Origin of the sequence: Variovorax sp. LG9.2 (assembly GCF_035018885.1) — a bacterium.
Taxonomy (GTDB): Bacteria; Pseudomonadota; Gammaproteobacteria; order Burkholderiales; family Burkholderiaceae_C; genus Variovorax.
The window spans coordinates 1-18120 of record NZ_JASJXB010000033.1 but is presented as its reverse complement, the minus strand read 5'-3'; the positions used below and the strand labels follow the sequence as shown (position 1 = coordinate 18120).

Sequence of the window (18120 nt, the reverse complement as noted above, 5' to 3'; positions counted from 1 at the left end):
GCACATTGTTGACATAGAGAAGGTCTGCAAAAAAGACCCGACCTTTGTATGAGCTGAAGCCATGATTTCCAAACGCGTGACACCCCCGAATCAGTTTGACCTGGGTCTTAACCTGTCGACAAAGAAGACGCGCAAGCGCGAGTTTCTCGACGAGATGGATCGAGTCGTACCGTGGAACGCAATGGTGCAGATCGTCCAGCCGCATGCACCTCGGGCCAAGACCGGTCGCCCGCTGTATGCCATCAAACCATGCTTCGAATTCACTACCTTCAACGGTGGTTCGGCCTGAGCGACCCAGCCATGGAAGAGTCTCGCGCTGCCGCTGACCAATGCCGAGCTTGTGCAGTTACAGAATCGGGTCATCGCCCTCGTGAATTTGCTGGCGGTATCGCTGGCCGATGACTCCGATCCGAAACTGGATCTTGCGCGTGAAATAGCCGAATACATTGCCCCGCACCCGGGCTTCACACCGCATCGCCTGACGATCCACGCGGCGGCCCAGATGACGAGTCTCATCGAAAGAGCCGGTCACTTGCGCAGATTGCCGTTCGCTGCATCAAACGTCGGCGATCCGCCGGTCGGCGGACCCGTTAGCAGTATTGGGGGCGTAAACTGAGCACGAAGCTGGTCAGCAGCATCGCCGTCGAGGCACGTTTGCGGCTGCGCGCAGTCCGAGCCGACGTGCCCCTGCGGGACGTGGCGCGGTTGCTGTCGAGCACCCAGATCAGCCTAGTCGTGATCTGTGATCAGCAAGGGGTGATGGTCGGCGTGGTCAGGAAGTCAGACATCGTGCGGCGGATGGGGCACTACATGGGACGCACTTGCACCGACACTGCCGACGTCATCATGACGAGGCAAGTGACCTCGTGTCGCGCCACCGTACTGCCGCGTCAACCTGACAGCATCTGCTTATGAAAAGGTGATGAAGGAGAGCATGGCCTCTGAGAAGACCAACCAATGAAGCAAGCTTGACGCTTCTGAACGGGGTCGCATGGGCGCGCCCCGAATTCGGCATCGCTACGGGACGCCAAGCATCGGCAACATCGCGCCTGGATCTCTTAGAGGCAGTCATTGAGCCGGACAACTGCCCCTGTCGGCCCTAGCAGCCAAGCGCCCGGTTGCAGCGCTTGAAAACTATCAGCATCAGCGGAATGGTCGCCACAATTCCGATCGCGACCAGACTCATGCGACGACGCGACTCTGATACGAATCCATGTGAGCGGCCAGCAGCAAGCCGAGTCCTCTGCCCAGCAGTCCCCGCGTGTTGACGATCAGCGCCACTCCGGGAAGGGGAATTCGGTCGTAAACATGGGTCAGACCCATCCGGGACGCAGGACGGCTGCGCTTTCTAACGAGTTTCGCAAAGGAGTGCGAGCCCGATTCAACCGAATGGCGCCTTCTCGATCAGCTTCCTGTGATCTGTGCGGCCATAGTGTTCAAACAGACCACGTTCGTTTTCAGCGGTCAGCAGCGCGCTTTCTTGGTAGGTCGGCGCGTCCCGCATCGCCTGCCGCGTCAGATCAACCGACACGGTCGCGTTGAGCCAGTCGATGTAGATGATCCAAGGCGGCGCGACCAACATCCGGTGACCCAGCCACCAGTCGCTTGTATTCACGAGGAGGTATCGAATCGTCCAGGTCTCGTCGTCAATCAACAAAGATTCGAGGTGGCCGATGTCGCCGTCTGTGGCGTGCACGTGGTAATGCTCGATCGCCCGGAAGCTTCGCAGGTTCGGGTCGTCGCCTCGCGCGCGGTGCAGCGCTAACTGGGTGTCGACATAAGTCGCCGTCGCAGTTGGGCCTGCGGGCAAATGTTCACTGCCATAACCCGTCAGGCTCATGCCGGGTTTCGGTCCGCCTCCCCACAGTTGCAATTCGCCCCAATAGTAGGGGTAGCCGTAGTACCCGAACTGTTCGGTTTCATGCTGCCTCGACACCGGTCTGCTGGTGTCGACGTCGGGGCTGCTTGCCACCTGGGCTCGCGTGATCGAGGCCGATAACGTCTTGCCGCCCCAATCGGAAGCGTGAATGGCGATGGGCGAGATCAAGACCTTCCGGCCACCGAGCCAAGCCCCGGTTTCGACGAGGAAGAAGCGAATCGTCCAAGTGAGATCGTCGAAATGGCAGTCACGGATTTCTCCGATCGAGCCATCGCTTGCGGCCACCGTGAAGCCGAGAATTTTGTTGAAGTTGCGAAGCATGGAGGGATACCTCAAAAGGGAAAAGATGGAAAAACCTGGCGAACCGAAACAATTTGGCGCGTGGAGGCAGTCTTGTCTGTCTGACAGCGCACATGCCATTGCGAGCGACACGTCACCGAGCTGCTCTAAATAGAAAGGCGGCTAGATCGGTGTGTTACCGCGCAGATAAAGCGAATGTCGATGCTTATGCTTGCTGCATGACTCATGGATCCGGCGGCTCCCCGATGTCGCTCATGTTGGTGGCCCGCCACTCTCAAGGAGACGCGATGAAAAATACCCGAGCCAAAGGTGCCCTGAAGAAAGCTGAGATCGCTCTGAATGAAGCCGTTGACAAGATAGTCGGCAACGAAGAGCTCAACGTAAATGGCGAAGCGGGCAGAGCTGCAGATACCATGCGAAAAGAGGTCGGAGCCCTAACGAGTTCCGCTAGTAATTGGCGCCAAGAAGCCTTGATGAGGGGACATTAAATGTCTGCGCTGCCAGCCTGGGTTTCGCCTGCGTTATACGTGTCAAAAATTGACACTAAAGCACGGAGATCGGTCTTTGTGGAATGCGATTTTCAAAGCCTGCATGTGCACATGACCACTTGTGCGAGCCGTCGAAGGGGGCTCGCCGCCCTGCGCCGTGTGTATGAAGCTACGCGAGCATTGATGCTGCTTCGCATTGTGACCAGCGTGCTCTGCGCAGTCGCCCTTGGATTGATTTCAGGGAGCGTCCTCAGGCTGATCTTTCCTGTCTAGCCGAGGACCGCTCGTTCTCATCGCGGAAAGCCGGTCTCAACGTAGATGAGGTAGCGCCCTCAAGCAGACGATCTCATGGACTGAGAACAAGCGGCCGTTCTATTTGAGTAGCAGGCCCCAGGGCCTTTGCGCGAATCCGGACCAGCCGGCGACTCAGCGGACAACGCCTTCCGGATCGATGTTGATCACTGTGCAGTCGGCGTCTTCGATCACCCAGAGGACGCCTTGCCTCGCCAATTGGCAAGCCTTCGTGCGCTGGCGAACAGACTCAAACAGCTTCGGGAAATAGAACTGCGCTTCGCCCTTATGCGAAGCAATGTTGCACTTGCCAAACGACCACAAAGGAATTTCCCTTGTCTGTTCCCTATTCCGCTCTCTTCCACCTGCTGCTCTACAGCCCGGTTTTTTCGGAGGCACCAGACAGCAACGAGGCGCGACTGATGCAACGGCTGCTCGACACACTCGCATCAGACGACTACCGCACCGACGTCGTGCCGACCTTGACCGGCGCCAAAGTCGCCGCCGAAAGCGACATGGCGATCGGCTGCTTCTTGCTCGCCATCGATGGGCCGAACGAGGTCGAAGTTCAGGCCCTCATCCATACCATCCGGCACGAGCGCGGTCTGGACACGCCGATCTACCTCGTCAGCGAATTGAAAGGTGTGGAGACGCTATCACTCGGTCCAATGGGTGAGGTCACGGGATACATCTACCTCGACCATGAGACGCCGGCCTTTTCAGCCAAGGAGGCGCTCTTTGCGCTCGAGCGATACGCCACCAACTTGCGCCCCCCGTTCTTCGGCGCTCTCATGGACTATGCCTACGAAGGCAATCAGATGTGGACGTGCCCTGGTCACCAGGGGGGAGCATTCTATCGCCGCAGCCCGGCAGGGCGCCTCTTCGTAGAGCATCTCGGCGAAGCCGTATTTCGCAACGACATCGACAATTCAGTACCGGAACTCGGAGACCTGCTGACACACGTTGGCCCAGCACTGGCCGCACAGAAGGAAGCCGCCAAAGTCTTCGGCGCCGACCGCACGTATTTCATCTTGAATGGCACTTCGACCTCGAACAAGGTCGTGACGGCGGCGCTTCTCAAGCGTGGTGACCTCGTGCTATTCGATCGCAACAACCACAAGTCGAACCATCAGGGCGCACTCCAACTGGCGGGCGCGATCCCGATCTACGTCGAGACGGATCGCAACCCGCAAGGACTGATCGGCCCGATTGATTTCGAGGCGCTGGACGAAAAAAAGCTGCGCGAGCAAATCCGCAACCACCCGCTCGTCACGGACAAGGAGGCCTGGAAACGCGAGCGCCCATTCAGACTGGCCATCGTCGAGCAGTGCAGCTACGACGGCACAATCTATAACGCTGGCCGCCTAATCGAGCGCATTGGCCATCTGTGCGACTACGTGCACTTTGACGAAGCCTGGGCTGGATTCATGAAGTTCCATCCGCTCTTCGAAGGTCACTTCGCGATGGGACTCGACAACCTGGGGCCGGCGAGCCCTGGAATTGTCGCCACGCAGTCGACACACAAGCAGCTCGCCGGTTTCTCGCAGGCTTCGCAAGTCCACGTGCTCGACGGCCACATAAAGGGGCAATCGCGACGCACCGAGCACCGGCGCTTCAACGAAATGTTCATGCTGCACTGCTCGACTTCGCCCTTTTACCCTTTGTTTGCCAGCCTCGACGTCGACGCTCAGATGCACAAGGGGCGAAACGGACTAGCGCTTTGGGACGATGCGATCCGCGTTGGCATCGAGACGCGCAAAAAGATACGCGCACTCCATGCGCAATTCGTCTCGACCGCCAAGGAAGCGGGCAGCGCATGGTTCTTTGATCCGTTCGTGCCCGACGTGCTGACGATCGAGGACTCGAAGTACACGGCTCCACTGGATCGCGTCAAGTGGGAAGACGTCCCGACCGATGTCCTCGCACGTGAGTCGGCTTGTTGGGAACTGACGCCGCAGGCACGCTGGCACGGCTTCCCGCACGCCTCGCCCGGCTGGGCGATGACGGACCCGAACAAGCTCACGCTCATCACGCCGGGTTTCGACCGCCAGACAGGCGAGTATGCCGAGACCGGGATCCCTGCGACGCTGCTTGCGGCGTATCTGCGAGAGAACAACATCGTTCCCGAGAAGTGCGATCTCAACAGCATTCTTTTCTTGCTGACGCCCGCCGTCGAAGCAGGCAAGTGCGCTTCGTTGATCTCGCGGTTGGTGGCGTTCAAGCAACTGTATGACGGCGATGCCTTGTTGCAGGATGTGCTGCCGACGACGCTCGCGCGTTATCCGTTGTGTTATGCGGGCTATACGCTGCGGCGCCTCTGCGACGAGATGCATGACTTCTACCGCAAGCACAACATCGCCTCGTTGCAGCGGCTGTGTTTTCGCGGGGCGCATTTTCCGGAACAGGCCATGTCGGTGCAGGAGGCTACCGAAGCCTTCGTTGGCAATCGGGTCGACTATCTCCCGCTCTCCCAATGCAAAGGACGCATCTCAGCAACGCTGGCGCTGATCTATCCGCCCGGGATCGGCATCGTCGTTCCTGGTGAACGCTATGACGAGAGATCGCAACCGATGCTCGACTACTTTCTTGTGTTCGAAGAGGCGTTCAACCTTTTCCCCGGTTTCGAGTTCGAAGTGCAGGGCGTCTACGCAGACGACGTTGATGGCCGGGTCGTTTTCCACACTTACGTCGTCCAGGAGACCAAATGACTTCAGTCAGCGCGACCGTCCCCCAAGCTATTCCGGGCATCCTTTACCGACGTCGTGTCCTTGTCGTGCACAACGGTTTGGATGCGGCCAGTGCCAGCGGGCGCGCGACTGCGACGCTGATCTCCGCCCTGCGAGATCGTGACATCGATGTACTCGACGCAGCATCAGCGAACGAGGCCCGCGCCCAGATCGCCATGCACTCGTTGCTGCAGGCGGTACTGATCGATTGGGACCTGGCCGGTCCGAAAGGCCACCACGGCGCCCGGGACATCATCTCAGAGGTGCGTGGACACGCCGCGCGAATGCCGATCTTCCTGCTTGCCGCAAGCGGCGCCGTCGGCGAGATGTCGGCCGACGTTCTGTCCGAGGTGAACGACTACGTATGGCTTTACGAGGACACGCCCGACTTCATCGGTGGCCGCGTCATGGCCGCGATCGATCGCTACCGGGCAACCTTGCTACCACCGATGTTCAAGGCACTCGCCAACTTCGCGCACCGGTACGAGTACTCCTGGCACACGCCCGGGCACGCGGGGGGCACCGCCTTCATGAAGCATCCGGCCGGACGCGCATTCGTCGAATTCTTCGGTGAGGAACTGTTTCGCTCCGATCTCTCGATTTCGGTAGGTGAGGTGGGGTCGTTGCTTGACCATTCAGGCCCGATCGGTGAAGCCGAACACAACGCGGCACGGGTATTCGGCGCCAACCGCACCTACTTCGTGACCAACGGCTCGTCCACTTCGAACCGAGTCATCCTGATGGCTAGCGTGACGCGTGACCAGATTGCGCTGTGCGACCGGAATTGCCACAAGTCGGTCGAACACGCGATGACGCTGTCAGGGGCGATCCCAACCTACATGATGCCCTCGCGAAACTACCTTGGGCTGATTGGCCCAATACCGCCGCAACGGCTCGATCCATCAGCGGTCGCCAAGAGCATTGTGGCCAACCCACTTGTCACGCAGGACATCGACCCCGCCGCCGTGCATGCAGTGATCACCAATTCGACGTACGACGGTCTTTGCTACGACGTCGAACGCGTCGAGTCTCTGATCGGTCAGTCGGTCGATCGACTGCACTTCGATGAAGCCTGGTACGGATACGCCCGCTTCAATCCGCTCTATGCAGGGCGTTTCGCGATGCGTGGCGACCCGTCGGCAACCCGGGCAGACGGCCCAACACTCTTTGCAACCCAGTCGACGCACAAATTGCTTGCCGCGCTCTCGCAGGCCTCGTACATCCACATTCGCGATGGACGCCGGCCGATCGCACACGCGCGCTTCAACGAGGCGTTCATGATGCACGCGTCGACTTCCCCACAATACGCGATCATCGCGTCGAACGACATCGCCGCCGCGATGATGGATGGCCCCTCGGGGGAGGCACTCACAGGGGAATCCATCGGCGAGGCGATTGCATTTCGTCAGACCCTGGCGCGCCTGAGAGCCAAGTTCGAGGCGAAGGGTGAGTGGTTCTTCAGCGCCTGGCAGCCCGACACTGTCGACGGAGGCAAAGGGCATCGCAAGACGAAATTTTACCTGGCCGATCCGCATCACCTGGCGCGTGACCCGAAGGCGTGGGTCTTGCGTCCGGGCGAGGATTGGCACGGCTTTGCCGATCTCGATGACAACTACTGCATGCTCGACCCCATCAAGGTGTCGGTCGTCACGCCGGGCATGGGGCGCGATGGAAAGCTGGAGCCCATGGGCATTCCAGCACCGCTGCTGGCGGCCTACCTCGATGCCCAGGGGATCGTCGTCGAGAAGACTACTGATTTCACCTGCCTCTTTCTGTTCTCGATGGGCATCACGCGTGGCAAGTGGGGAACACTCGTCAACGCATTGCTCGGATTCCGGCGCGACGTGATGGCAAACACACCACTTGAGCGTTGCGTTCCCGCGTTGGTCGCAGCCCATTCGGCTGCGTACGGTTCTATCGGTCTGGGTGACTTGGCTACATCGATGTTCTCGGCGATGAGAAAACACCGAACCAACGAGTTCATGTCAGCGGCGTTTGGCGTTCTCCCCGTCCCGGTACTATCGCCGGTTGCAGCCTACGAAAAACTCGTCAACGGACGTGTTGAGCCCTTGCCGCTCGAACAGCTGGCAGGCCGCACTGTTGCGACCGGCGTTGTGCCGTACCCGCCAGGCATTCCCTTAATGATGCCGGGCGAAAACGCCGGAGAGGCGAGCGGACCATTGCTCGGTTACTTGAAGGCTCTAGAGAGTTTCGATGCCGAGACGCCGGGCTTCGCGCACGACATACACGGCGTCGAAGTCGTCGATGGTCGCTACCAGATCCTTTGCATCACCGAGGAATGAAATCATGACAACAACCATTGCAGATCCAGTTGGTGTCTCGAAACCAGGGGCCGCCGCCAGCTCGGCAACTCAAAAAGACTCCAAGAAGCTCGGCATCGTCGCCATGACGTTGCTGGTCATCGGCGCCATGGTTGGGGGTGGCGCATTCAATCTGCCCCAGAACATGGCTCAACATGCCGGTCTGGGAGCCGTCATCATCGCGTGGGTGATTTCTGGGCTGGGCGTCTTCTTTCTGGCGAGGACGTTTCAGGTGCTCGCCGACATCAAGCCCGACATCACTGCTGGTATTTACATGTACTCCAGGCAAGGCTTCGGAAAGTACGCCGGATTCCAGGTCGCGTGGGGTTACTGGCTGTCTTCGGCCTTCGGCAATGTCGGCTTCGCCGTGCTGCTGATGGACACGCTCAATTACTTCTTCCCACCCTACTTCAAAGGCGGCAATACCTGGCTTGCGGTGCTCCTCGGTTCGTTGGTGTTCTGGGGCATGAACTGGTTGGTGCTCCGCGGCGTCAAGAGCGCTTCGGCACTCAACGTGATCGGCACCATTGCCAAGTTCGTGCCTATCGCCGTCTTCATCGGGGTCATCGCAATCTCGATGAAGGCCGGGCTCTTCACGGCCGACTTTTGGGGGCACGTGAGCGACAATGTCGCGGGTGCAAAACCGCTTGGTAACCTGCTCGAGCAAATCAAGAGCACGATGCTGGTGACGCTGTGGGTTTTTATCGGCATCGAGGGCGCTGTGGTCATGTCTGAAAAGTCGGATGCCAAGACCGTTAGCCGCGCCACGCTGTTGGGTTTCCTCGTCACAGTACTGCTGTACGTGCTCATCTCGGTTCTGCCTTTCGGTGTGATGAGCCAAGCACAGCTCTCGGTCATTGCACCGCCGTCGATGGCAGCGATCCTGGGATCGATCGTCGGCAAATGGGGAGAGTACTTCGTCAACGCCGGCGTCCTCGTTTCCGTCCTTGCCTGCTGGCTTGTCTGGACCATGCTGGTGGCCGAACTGCCTTGGGCAGGGGCAAAGGATGGTACCTATCCGAAAGTGTTCGCCACGACCAACAAAAATGGCTCGGCATCCGTTTCGCTGTGGGTGTCCACTGCGGTCATGCAGGCAATGATGATCCTGGTTTACTTTTCGAACAACGCCTGGAACGTGATGTTATCGATCACGGGGGTGATGATTCTGCCTGCCTACCTCGGTGCGACCGGATTCCTTTGGAAGCTGATGGCCACAGGCCAGTATCCAGCGAAGGCCAAGATGGGCAAGACGACAGCACTGGTCTGCAGCGTGCTCGGAACAGTGTACGGAGTTTGGCTGGTGTACGCAGCTGGGCTTCAGTACATGCTGGCAGGCGCCGTATTTTTTGCGCTCGGCAACCTCGTCTTCATCTGGGCGCGCAAGGAGCACTCCCCGAATGAACCGATGTTTTCGAAAATCGAACTGGGTGTCGCCATGCTTCTGGTGGTCCTCGGTGTGCTGGCCATCTGGATGCTTTTCAGCGGTCACCTAGCTCAGGTGTATCGCCCGTGAGCGCGGCGTATAGGCCCTGTTGGGCGGGCTTGCGAGGTCACGGGCCGACGACCTTGCACCCAATTTTCATGGTGGCGCTTTGTTTCACACTCCTCTTCAATGCAATGCCCGTGCATGCGCAGACGATGGATGAAATGCGGGTCGAACTGAAGCAACTTCGCGAGGAACTTGATTCGCTCAAGGCCCGCAAAGCGGCGGCGATAGATCAGCCTGCTTCTGTTGCTTTGCCCAGACCGCTTCCGGCCCTGCAGGGTACGACAGCGATCGCAGCGCCTGAAAGCGCCATTCCCGGCGGCATTCTCATTCCCGGAACGAGCACTTCGCTGCACATCTATGGTTACGGCGAGACGCATGCGATCCATGATTTCGGGCAGACCAGTTCGCCCGACGTCTTCACAGACCTCACGTATCAGCCATTGAACGGTTCGGGCGGCCAGAAGGGCAAGACGCAGTTCACGGCTGAAACATCCCGACTTGGTTTTGAAACCTCAACGCCCGAGGTGAATGGACCTCTCAAGACCAAAGTCGAGGTCGACTTCTATTCCTACGGCGCCGATCACCGCAACTTCGCTCGCCTGCGCCATGCATACGGTGAATACAACGGTTGGTTGATCGGACAGACCTGGTCGACGTTCATGGACGTCGACGATCTTCCCGAAACCGTCGACTTCAACGGCCCGATCGGCGCACCCTTCTCCCGACGTGCCATGGTTCGTTATGCCTTCGGCGATGCCAAGGCAGCTGTACGTGTCACGCTGGCCGCCGAGGATCCCGCCGACCTCGCAGGTGGCCCCAGCACAGGGAACAAGGTTCCCCAGCTAGTTGCGCGGCTCGACAAAACATTCGACTGGGGAGCAATCAACTTGCGGGCCATGACTCACACCAAGCGTTCTGAGTCAGAAGTCAAGCGTGGGTATGGTTTCGGTATCGGCGGCAACTACAAGTTGGGAGACAAAGATTCGCTAATGGGGCAGTACACCCGTGTCGATGGCGACGTCGACGCGCTTTACGGCTCCAACGGCTATGCCGTCGCCAGCGCCACAGGGACCATCACTTTCGATCACAACCAGGGCGTCGTGCTCGGCTACGCCCACGTCTTCAGCGACCAGCTCCGGGCCAATGTTGCGATGGGCTTCAACCGGGGGCAGACAGCACAAGGGGTAGACAACCAAACGCTAAAGGAAGTCTTCCTGAATCTCATCTACTCGCCGATCAAGAATATTGACGTCGGCGCAGAGTGGATTTGGGGTCAACGCAGAACGTTTGTCGGCCAAGTGGGTGGGCTTTCGCGACTCGATCTGATGGCTCGCTACAGCTTTTAGGGAGGCGCTTATATGTGCGCCTCCCGGCTTGCAAGAACTCGTGCGTGTGACGATTCAGGAGGCAGGCTGCAGTCTTATATCCGTACATGGACGCCCCGGTTTGCCAAGTTCTCAATCATGACGACGCAAAGATAAAGATTGCCCCTGCATATTCGGACTTTTGATTGCGACCTCGCGGCCGCTGTCCCTTATGGGATTTGCTGGTTGGCGCCCCTATCGGCAATGACGCACTTTGTGTGCTCCGGATATATCGGGCTTTGCCAACCACGGTCTTACTTGTCTTGCCATCACTTCATGATCACCTGAGCAATCGGTTGATTTGATCTCCTTCTCTGTTCGTCGTCCCACTTCGTCGATGTGCCAGCTATGCGGCTGCGGCTTCGGTCGTGTAGCTGGATCGGAACTCGCGGTTTCGCGCCAACAGCGCCCACACAATTCTGGCGTTCTTGTTCGCCAGCGCAACCGCTGCCACATTCAGATTTCGCCGCGCTAGCAGTCTGCTCAACCAATCATCGGTTTTCCGCGTCTTGCGTTGAGCGGCGTAGATGACTGCTCTCGCGTCGTGGATCAGCAGTGTGCGGAGATAGGAATCGCCGCGCTTGCTGATGCCCAGAAACGTCGACCTGCCGCCGCTTGAATGCTGTTTTGACACTAACAGGATGTGGAAATACTCCTCTCTAAAGAAAGTCATCGCCGATGAGACTGACGCGTTTTGGAGAGGAGTATTTCCGCATCCTGCTAGGTTGAAATAGCCGTTGACGTCGCCCAGCGGCTCGAGCGACAGCGTCTCGATGCCCTTCAGCTCGCTGACGACATAGATCGGCGTGTCGAGGCCGCGCTCGTGTCGGATCGTGTGGATGAGCGCCTCCACCCCGGCCGCGCTTGGGCCGACGATGTCCAGCAGGAAGCAGCCGATCACCATTTCGCTTTCTGCTGTGAGCTTGGCGCACCTCAATGTCGGGACCACATCGGTTCGGTAGTCGCAGCCCGCAAGGGCGTCGAGCAGGCGCTGCAACAGCCGAGCCTCGTTGCCCTCGGGGGACTGGGGGAAGATGGGGCTGGAGAGCACCAGTTGGAAGAGCTTGAGATAGGGGATGCCCATGTGCAGGTCCGATGAAAGCGAGTCGAGCCGTGGGTAGGCCGCAGCTCCGGTTGAAGCTCTAAGGTCTCGAGCCCGGTTTTCAGTCGCGAGGTGACCTCACGTCTGTGCGGCGACGCACACACCTGTGCGCGTCGCCGCTTCACTGTTCGAAGTTCAGAACTGACGAACGTGAAGACATTGCCATGCGGCGTTGAACCGAGCCGCCGGAGACTACTTGCTCAGGCTCGGCGATCGGACCGACGGCGACCCGAACATCGTCGAAGGTCAGTCGATACTGACTCTGGTCGCTGTAGCGCCGCAAGCCGCACGGCCCCATTCGTCGCAGTGCTCGAGAATCAACGCATGAACGGCCGTTTAATGAAATTTCTCGACACGACGACGTGGCTGCCCGAGTTCAACGTCCTAGTCTTCGCAGTCTTGTTGAATTTCCCTTGGGAACTCCTGCAGGTGCCGATGTTCGAGAAAATGGCGGATGCGCCACACTGGGAGACAGTCAAGACCTGCGCCTGCGCGACCTTGGGCGACGCGATCATCATGCTCGCGGCTTACGAGTGCGTGACCGTCGTCGCCGGCACGCGGCGCTGGATCGTAGAACCAGACAAGGCGGTGATCACTGGATTCGTATCAGTCGGGCTCTCTATCACCGTTGTCCTCGAGCGGCTCGTGCTCAAGGGGCTTTGGATCACCCACTGGTCGTACTCACCGTTGATGCCCGTGGTCCCCGGCCCCAAGGTCGGCTTGACGCCGGTGTTGCAGTGGCTCTTGCTGCCCCCACTGATCGTCTGGTTCGTGCGCAGTCAACTCGGGCTTGTTCACACGCTTCGGCGATGAGTGCCTTGAGAAGGTATCGTCAAAGGTGATACCGCCAGTCCAGGAGCTTAAAAGGAATAGCACCTCCCTTTCCTTTTGGACACGGCACTCGGCAGCAACCCTGTCTCCGGTTGGTGTCGGGAACAGGTCGGCCCGCAAGTCATGAGAGCGAGCCTTGACTTCCGTGCAGTGCTGCATCGGACGACCGGCGATCGCCAACGCCGGTTGCACTCACGTTTGGAAAAGACGTCGGTCGGGCAACGCACCCGCGCGCGCGTACTCCTCAGTCGGGACGCTCGGTCGACTGCGAACCTCGAACCAATTCCTTGCTTGCCTCGGCTTGGCTTGGCGAGAGTCGCTCATTGAAAGCTGTGTTATTCAACGCACAGACCGTTCGGCGGCAGACTTCTATCGTTTCGACTCTTCCACCTCTCGAATCGGATGACCATGACGATCACCAGTGGCGTGCACTCGGAAATTGGCCGCCTGCGCAAAGTGCTCGTGTGCCGGCCGGGTTTGGCACAGAAGCGCCTGACGCCCGGCAATTGCCGCGAGTTGCTCTTCGACGACGTGCTGTGGGTCGCCCAGGCTCGCAACGACCATGACGCTTTCACTTCGGCCATGGTGGAACGGGACGTCGAAGTTCTCGAGTTGAACGACCTGCTTGCAAGCACTATTACCGACCCCACGGCACGTGCGTGGTTGCTTGACCGCAAGCTGGCCCCCGACTATGTCGACCCGGAAACGGCAGCGCTACTGCGCCCCTGGCTCGAGGACTTGCCTGCGGCAAAGCTCGCGGAGCGCCTGATCGGCGGAGTCACGAAAGCAGAGCTTTCTTTCGAAGACAAAGGCCTGATGGCTCGCTGCGCCGACCCGTCAGGTCTACTCCTGCCACCGCTGCCGAACACGCTTTTCTCGCGGGACAGTACCTGCTGGATTGGTGATGGCGTGGTGCTCTGTCCGATGTTCTGGCCGGCCCGCCGGCAGGAGACGTTGCTCACCACCGCTGTATACCGCTTCCACCCGATGTTCGCCGGCAAGGTACATGAATGGTGGGGAGACCCGGATGAGCACCACGGGCTGGCTTCATTGGAGGGCGGAGACGTAATGGCCCTCGGCGCGGGCATCGTGCTTATCGGCATGGGTGAGCGAACCTCGCCCCAGGCCGTAAGCCAACTGGCACGACGCCTGTTCGCTGCCGGTGCGGCGACACGTGTTCTGGCGGCGCAGATGCCGAAGTCGCGCGGCGCCATGCACCTGGACACGGTTTTCACATTCTGCAATGTCGACCTGGTGTCGGTCTATGCAGAGGTCGTTGACCAGATCGTTGTTCACAGCCTGCGCCCAGGTGAGGCCCACGGTGCCCTGGACATCCGCACCGAGCCGAAACGGTTTGTCGAGGTTGTCGGCGAAGCCATCGGACAGCCTAAGTTGCGTGTGGTCGCCACTGGCGGTGACGCCTTCGAATCGGAACGCGAGCAGTGGGATGACGGCAACAACCTTCTCGCGCTGGCGCCTGGCTTGGTGATGGCCTACGACCGCAACAGCTACAGCAACACCTTGTTGAGGAAGGCCGGCGTCGAGGTGATTACCATGCCCAGCAGCGAGATCGGGCGCGGCCGCGGCGGAAGCCACTGCATGTCCTGCCCGGTGCAACGCGACGCGATCTGACGCCAGCTTCGACCTTTCAGTTCCACCTCCCATTTCGCAAGGACTCATCATGGGCTTCAACCTGCGCAATCGCAGCTTTCTGACCTTGCAGGATTTCGACCCGCGCGACATCCGCTACCTGCTCGACCTGGCGTCCGAATTGAAGCGTTCGAAGGCCGCCGGAACCGAGCATCCCCGGCTGAAAGGCAAGAACGTTGCGCTGATCTTCGAGAAGTCCTCGACGCGAACTCGCTGTGCCTTCGAGGTCGCAATGCACGACCAGGGCGGCCACGTGACCTACCTCGACGCTGCCGGCTCGCACATCGGGCGCACCGAGTCGCTCAAAGACACGGCGCGGGTGCTGGGTCGCCTCTTCGATGGCATCGAATACCGCGGCTTTCACCAGGCCGCGGTGGAAGAGCTGGCGCGTTTCTCGCACGTCCCGATCTGGAACGGTCTCACCGACGAGTCGCATCCGACCCAGATCCTCGCCGACCTTTTGACGATGGGAGAATTTGGCGAAAGACCGCTGCACGAATTGTCGTTCTGCTACCTCGGCGATGCCCGTTTCAACATGGGTTCCTCGCTGCTGATCGGCGGCACGAAAATGGGCATGGATGTGCGCATCGCTGCGCCGTCCGCGCTGCAGCCGCCAGACACCTTGGTGTCAGAGATGCGCGAGCTCGCGAAGCGGACCGGCGCTCGCATCACCATCGAGACCGATCCGCTCAAGGCGGTGGCCGGTGCCGACTTTCTCTACACGGACGTGTGGGTGTCGATGGGCGAACCAGACGAGGTCTGGAAGCAGCGCATCGACCAACTGCTCCCCTACCGGGTGACGAGCGCCTTGATGCATGCGACTGGCAAGCCACGCACTCGGTTCATGCACTGTCTGCCGTCGTTTCACAACCTCGATACCGAGGTCGGCCGCCAGCTACACCAGCAATACGGCCTGGCGGAGGGGGAGGTCACCGACGAGGTGTTCGAGTCCGACGCGTCGGTCGTCTTCACGCAGGCCGAGAACAGGATGCACACGATCAAGGCAGTTCTCGTGGCCACGTTGGCATGAGCGGCTCAGAGCGATGAAGGTCCTCGTCGCCCTTGGAGGCAATGCGTTGCTCCACCGCGGCCAAGCGCTGAGCGCCAACAACCAGTTGGCGAATATTCGCGTCGCCGCGGCGCAGCTGACACGGGTGGCGGCGGGGAACGATCTTGTGGTCACGCACGGCAACGGTCCGCAGATCGGGCTGCTGGCACTCCAGTCGGCAGCTTACGACGCCACCGACGTGTATCCACTCGACACGCTCGGCGCCCAGACCGACGGCATGATCGGCTACCTGCTCGAGCAGGAGTTGACGAACCGGTTGCCGGCGTCTCGCGCGGTGGCCACCTTGCTGACCCGCGTCGAGGTCGATCCGCGGGACCCTGCCTTCGCGAAGCCGAGCAAACCGATCGGTCCGATGTACAGCGAGACGGAAGCGAATCGCTTGGCCGAGCAGCGGCACTGGACGGTCGGGCCTGATGGAAAGGACATGCGCCGTCTTGTGGCCTCACCACAGCCGCAACGAGTTCTCGGCCTCGACCCTATTCGCTGGCTGCTCGAGCACGGCGCCGTGGTTATCGCCGCCGGCGGCGGTGGTATCCCGGTCGCGCTTTCGAGCGACGGCCACAGCCTGCACGGCGTCGACGCCGTCATCGACAAGGACGCCTGCAGCGCGCTGCTGGCGCGGCAGCTCGGCGTCGACTGCTTTGTGATCGCCACCGATGTGTCCGCGGTGTTCCTGGACTGGAGCACGCCCCAACAGCGCGAGATCCGAAAGATCGCGCCGCAGGCGCTGGCGCGACACGCGTTCGCCGCCGGCTCCATGGGCCCCAAGGTAAGGGCCGCTTCTGCCTTCGTCCTCGCCACCGGCCGGCGGGCGGTCATCGGCTCGCTTGACAAGATCGAAGACATGCTTGCTGGCAAGGCCGGGACCCAGGTGAGTGTCGACGGTTCCGACGACTGAGGTCGGGGCACCGTAGACCGCGCGCCCTCCGCGGAGTCTCATGAGAATGGTCTTCTCGCATGAGAACCTTCCAGGTCGTCAGCATGGTCGTGTGCCTGGTCGCCGTCTTTGGCTACCAGAACCATCGATTCGTGCGGCTGCCGGACGCGATCAGCATCACCGCAATCGGTGTCGTGGTCTCGATCGGCGCGGTCGTCCTAGCGCGTTTCGATGCTGCCGTCGCGACCGAGATGCGCGTTGCCGTCGCACGAATCGATTTTCCGGCCGTCCTGCTGCTCGGTGTGCTCGGCCTGTTGCTCTTTGCCGGCAGCCCTGCACATCGACAACCGCGACGTAGCCATAGAGAAATGGCTGATGATCCTGTTGCTGGCGACGTTCGGCGACGTTCGGCGTCGTCGCATCGACGGCATTGGTCGGCGCCGGCTTCTTCGCAGTGACCCGCGCGATGGGCCTGGCGATTCCGTGGCCCTACTGCCTGCTGTTTGGAGTGTTGATCTCGCCGACCGACCCCATCGCCGTGCTCGCGGTGCTCCAGCGGGTCGGCGTGCCGAAGAGCCTGAAACGCGCTTCACGGGTGAGAGCCTCTTCAACGACGGCACCGCAGTCGCCGTCTTCCTGACCCTGCTCGCGCTGGCCGGCGGCGACGTCGAGGTGAGCGTCGGCTCGACCGCGCTGCTCTTCGCCACGGAGGTGTTCGGTGGCGTGCTGTTCGGCATCGCGGCCGGCTATCTGGGCTACTTCATGCTACGCGGCGTCGATAGCTATCCGGTCGAGATTCTCATCACGCTGGCGCTGGCCAACGCCGGGTATGCTGCGGCCGAGAAGCTCGACGTGTCGGCGCTGCTCGCGGTCGTGCTGATGGGCCTGATCGTCGGCAACCGGGGGCGGAAGGACGCGATGTCAGAGGAAACGCTGAAGCGCCTGTTCGGCTTCTGGGAGGTGCTCGACGAGCTGATGAATCTGGTGCTGTTCGCCTTCATCGGGCTCAAGATGATGAAGCTCACCTTTTCGGTTGATCAGGTGATCGTCGCTGCGGCCGGCATCGTGATGGTCCTTTTGGCAAGGCTCGTCAGCGTCGGCGTACCTCTCCTGGTCAAACCGCGCCTGCGCGAGTTCAGGCGCGCAGCAATCACCATCATGACCTGGGCGGATTGCGCGGGGCATCTCGATCGCACTGGCGCTCTCGCTGCCGACGTTCGAGGGGCGCGACGTGGTGATCCCGACGGCCTACGCGGTGTCATCTTTAGCAACCTCGTTCAGGCGACTACCCTGCACAAGGTGATCAAGGCGGTGCTCTCGGCCAAGGACGGCACCGAAAATCCGGCTCCGCCCGGGGTGTGAGGAGAGCCGACGCCCACGCAAGCTGGGCGTAGTGATGCGCTGGGTCAGTCTCTTCACATCCACTTGCGCACCGTCCAGCCGATGCCCTCCAGGAAGCGTCCGGCCCATCGCTCGGCAGTGACCTCCCGCGATTCGAAAAGAACGGCCTGAAAGCTTTGCTCTATCCGCATGCAGAAGCTTCGCTTTCGCGTCGTGAAGACGAGCTCGTAGTTGAGGAAGAAATGAATCGCCCCGGGATTGAACTGACCCCCAGAAGTTGGACATTGTGATCCCGCCGATCAGGCGGTGTTTCTTAACCGGTATTGAACCGGGCTAAGCCCTTTCAATCGCAGCTTGATGCGCTCGTGGTTGTAGTAGTGGATGTATTCATT

17 protein-coding genes and 2 pseudogenes are annotated in these 18120 nt (G+C 60.4%); 14 read left to right on the top strand and 5 right to left on the bottom strand.

Translation table 11 applies throughout. The annotated features are described in order from the left end of the window. Positions 1 to 61: 61 nt before the first annotated feature. A pseudogene (locus QN413_RS22995) lies at positions 62 to 312 on the top strand (transposase); the annotation flags it as partial. A 34-nt stretch (positions 313 to 346) separates the two neighbouring features. Here QN413_RS22995 and QN413_RS22990 read toward each other — a convergent pair. Continuing rightward, a complete protein-coding gene (locus tag QN413_RS22990; protein ID WP_323498949.1) occupies positions 347 to 532 on the bottom strand; it encodes a hypothetical protein in 186 nt (61 codons plus the stop codon). Between the two features lie 122 nt (positions 533 to 654). Between QN413_RS22990 and QN413_RS27400 the strand changes: the two genes are divergently transcribed. Continuing rightward, on the top strand, positions 655 to 915 hold the full coding sequence (locus QN413_RS27400; RefSeq protein WP_416352228.1) for a CBS domain-containing protein: 261 nt from the start codon (positions 655 to 657) through the stop codon (positions 913 to 915). Between the two features lie 466 nt (positions 916 to 1381). On the opposite strand, the gene QN413_RS22985 is transcribed toward QN413_RS27400, so the two are convergent. Next, entirely contained in the window at positions 1382 to 2200 is an 819-nt protein-coding gene (locus QN413_RS22985) for a PRC-barrel domain-containing protein (RefSeq protein WP_323498913.1), read from the bottom strand. 266 nt (positions 2201 to 2466) lie between these two features. Between QN413_RS22985 and QN413_RS22980 the strand changes: the two genes are divergently transcribed. Next, positions 2467 to 2667, top strand: a complete 201-nt coding sequence (locus QN413_RS22980) for a hypothetical protein (protein WP_323498912.1) — start codon at positions 2467 to 2469, stop codon at positions 2665 to 2667. Positions 2668 to 3093: 426 nt separating this feature from the next. Here the strand turns inward: QN413_RS22980 and QN413_RS22975 are convergent, their stop codons facing one another. Further along, positions 3094 to 3282 carry a hypothetical protein gene (locus QN413_RS22975; protein WP_323498911.1) on the bottom strand — a complete coding sequence of 63 codons (189 nt, stop codon included), beginning with the start codon at positions 3280 to 3282 and terminating at the stop codon, positions 3094 to 3096. Positions 3283 to 3293: 11 nt separating this feature from the next. On the opposite strand from QN413_RS22975, the gene speC reads away from it, so the two are divergent. Genes speC through QN413_RS22955 form a run of 4 tightly spaced genes read left to right on the top strand, consistent with a single transcriptional unit; the run spans position 3294 to position 10840 of the window. Beyond that, positions 3294 to 5666 carry an ornithine decarboxylase gene (gene speC / locus QN413_RS22970; protein WP_323498910.1) on the top strand — a complete coding sequence of 791 codons (2373 nt, stop codon included), beginning with the start codon at positions 3294 to 3296 and terminating at the stop codon, positions 5664 to 5666. Next, entirely contained in the window at positions 5663 to 7987 is a 2325-nt protein-coding gene (locus QN413_RS22965) for an Orn/Lys/Arg decarboxylase N-terminal domain-containing protein (RefSeq protein ID WP_323498909.1), read from the top strand. Before speC ends, QN413_RS22965 begins: the two co-directional genes overlap by 4 nt. 4 nt (positions 7988 to 7991) lie before the next feature. Further along, positions 7992 to 9518: a basic amino acid/polyamine antiporter gene (locus QN413_RS22960; protein WP_323498908.1), complete on the top strand. Its 1527-nt coding sequence runs from the start codon at positions 7992 to 7994 to the stop codon at positions 9516 to 9518. A 53-nt stretch (positions 9519 to 9571) separates the two neighbouring features. Beyond that, the gene (locus tag QN413_RS22955) at positions 9572 to 10840 is read left to right on the top strand and encodes a DcaP family trimeric outer membrane transporter (protein WP_323498906.1); all 1269 of its coding nucleotides are present in this window, start codon (positions 9572 to 9574) and stop codon (positions 10838 to 10840) included. Positions 10841 to 11204: 364 nt separating this feature from the next. Here the strand turns inward: QN413_RS22955 and QN413_RS22950 are convergent. Further along, positions 11205 to 11495: pseudogene (locus QN413_RS22950) on the bottom strand (transposase); the annotation flags it as partial. Between the two features lie 789 nt (positions 11496 to 12284). On the opposite strand from QN413_RS22950, the gene QN413_RS22945 reads away from it, so the two are divergent. The 7 genes from QN413_RS22945 to QN413_RS22920 all read left to right on the top strand — a co-directional run bounded on the left by QN413_RS22945 (position 12285) and on the right by QN413_RS22920 (position 17749). Further along, the gene (locus QN413_RS22945; protein ID WP_323498905.1) at positions 12285 to 12773 is read left to right on the top strand and encodes a hypothetical protein; all 489 of its coding nucleotides are present in this window, start codon (positions 12285 to 12287) and stop codon (positions 12771 to 12773) included. Between the two features lie 420 nt (positions 12774 to 13193). Further along, positions 13194 to 14423 (top strand): arginine deiminase, encoded by a 1230-nt coding sequence (locus tag QN413_RS22940; protein ID WP_323498904.1) that lies wholly within the window; start codon positions 13194 to 13196, stop codon positions 14421 to 14423. A gap of 49 nt (positions 14424 to 14472) precedes the next feature. Beyond that, entirely contained in the window at positions 14473 to 15471 is a 999-nt protein-coding gene (argF, locus tag QN413_RS22935) for an ornithine carbamoyltransferase (RefSeq protein ID WP_323498903.1), read from the top strand. Positions 15472 to 15484: 13 nt separating this feature from the next. Beyond that, the gene (gene arcC / locus QN413_RS22930) at positions 15485 to 16408 is read left to right on the top strand and encodes a carbamate kinase (RefSeq protein WP_323498902.1); all 924 of its coding nucleotides are present in this window, start codon (positions 15485 to 15487) and stop codon (positions 16406 to 16408) included. 59 nt (positions 16409 to 16467) lie between these two features. Beyond that, entirely contained in the window at positions 16468 to 16845 is a 378-nt protein-coding gene (locus QN413_RS22925) for a hypothetical protein (RefSeq protein ID WP_323498901.1), read from the top strand. Beyond that, on the top strand, positions 16842 to 17027 hold the full coding sequence (locus QN413_RS27395) for a cation:proton antiporter (protein WP_416352231.1): 186 nt from the start codon (positions 16842 to 16844) through the stop codon (positions 17025 to 17027). Before QN413_RS22925 ends, QN413_RS27395 begins: the two co-directional genes overlap by 4 nt. After that, a complete protein-coding gene (locus tag QN413_RS22920; protein ID WP_416352230.1) occupies positions 17024 to 17749 on the top strand; it encodes a cation:proton antiporter in 726 nt (241 codons plus the stop codon). Before QN413_RS27395 ends, QN413_RS22920 begins: the two co-directional genes overlap by 4 nt. 278 nt (positions 17750 to 18027) lie before the next feature. On the opposite strand, the gene QN413_RS22915 is transcribed toward QN413_RS22920, so the two are convergent. Then, positions 18028 to 18120: IS3 family transposase (locus QN413_RS22915; RefSeq protein WP_323498947.1), on the bottom strand; the 93-nt coding region annotated here is incomplete at its 5' end.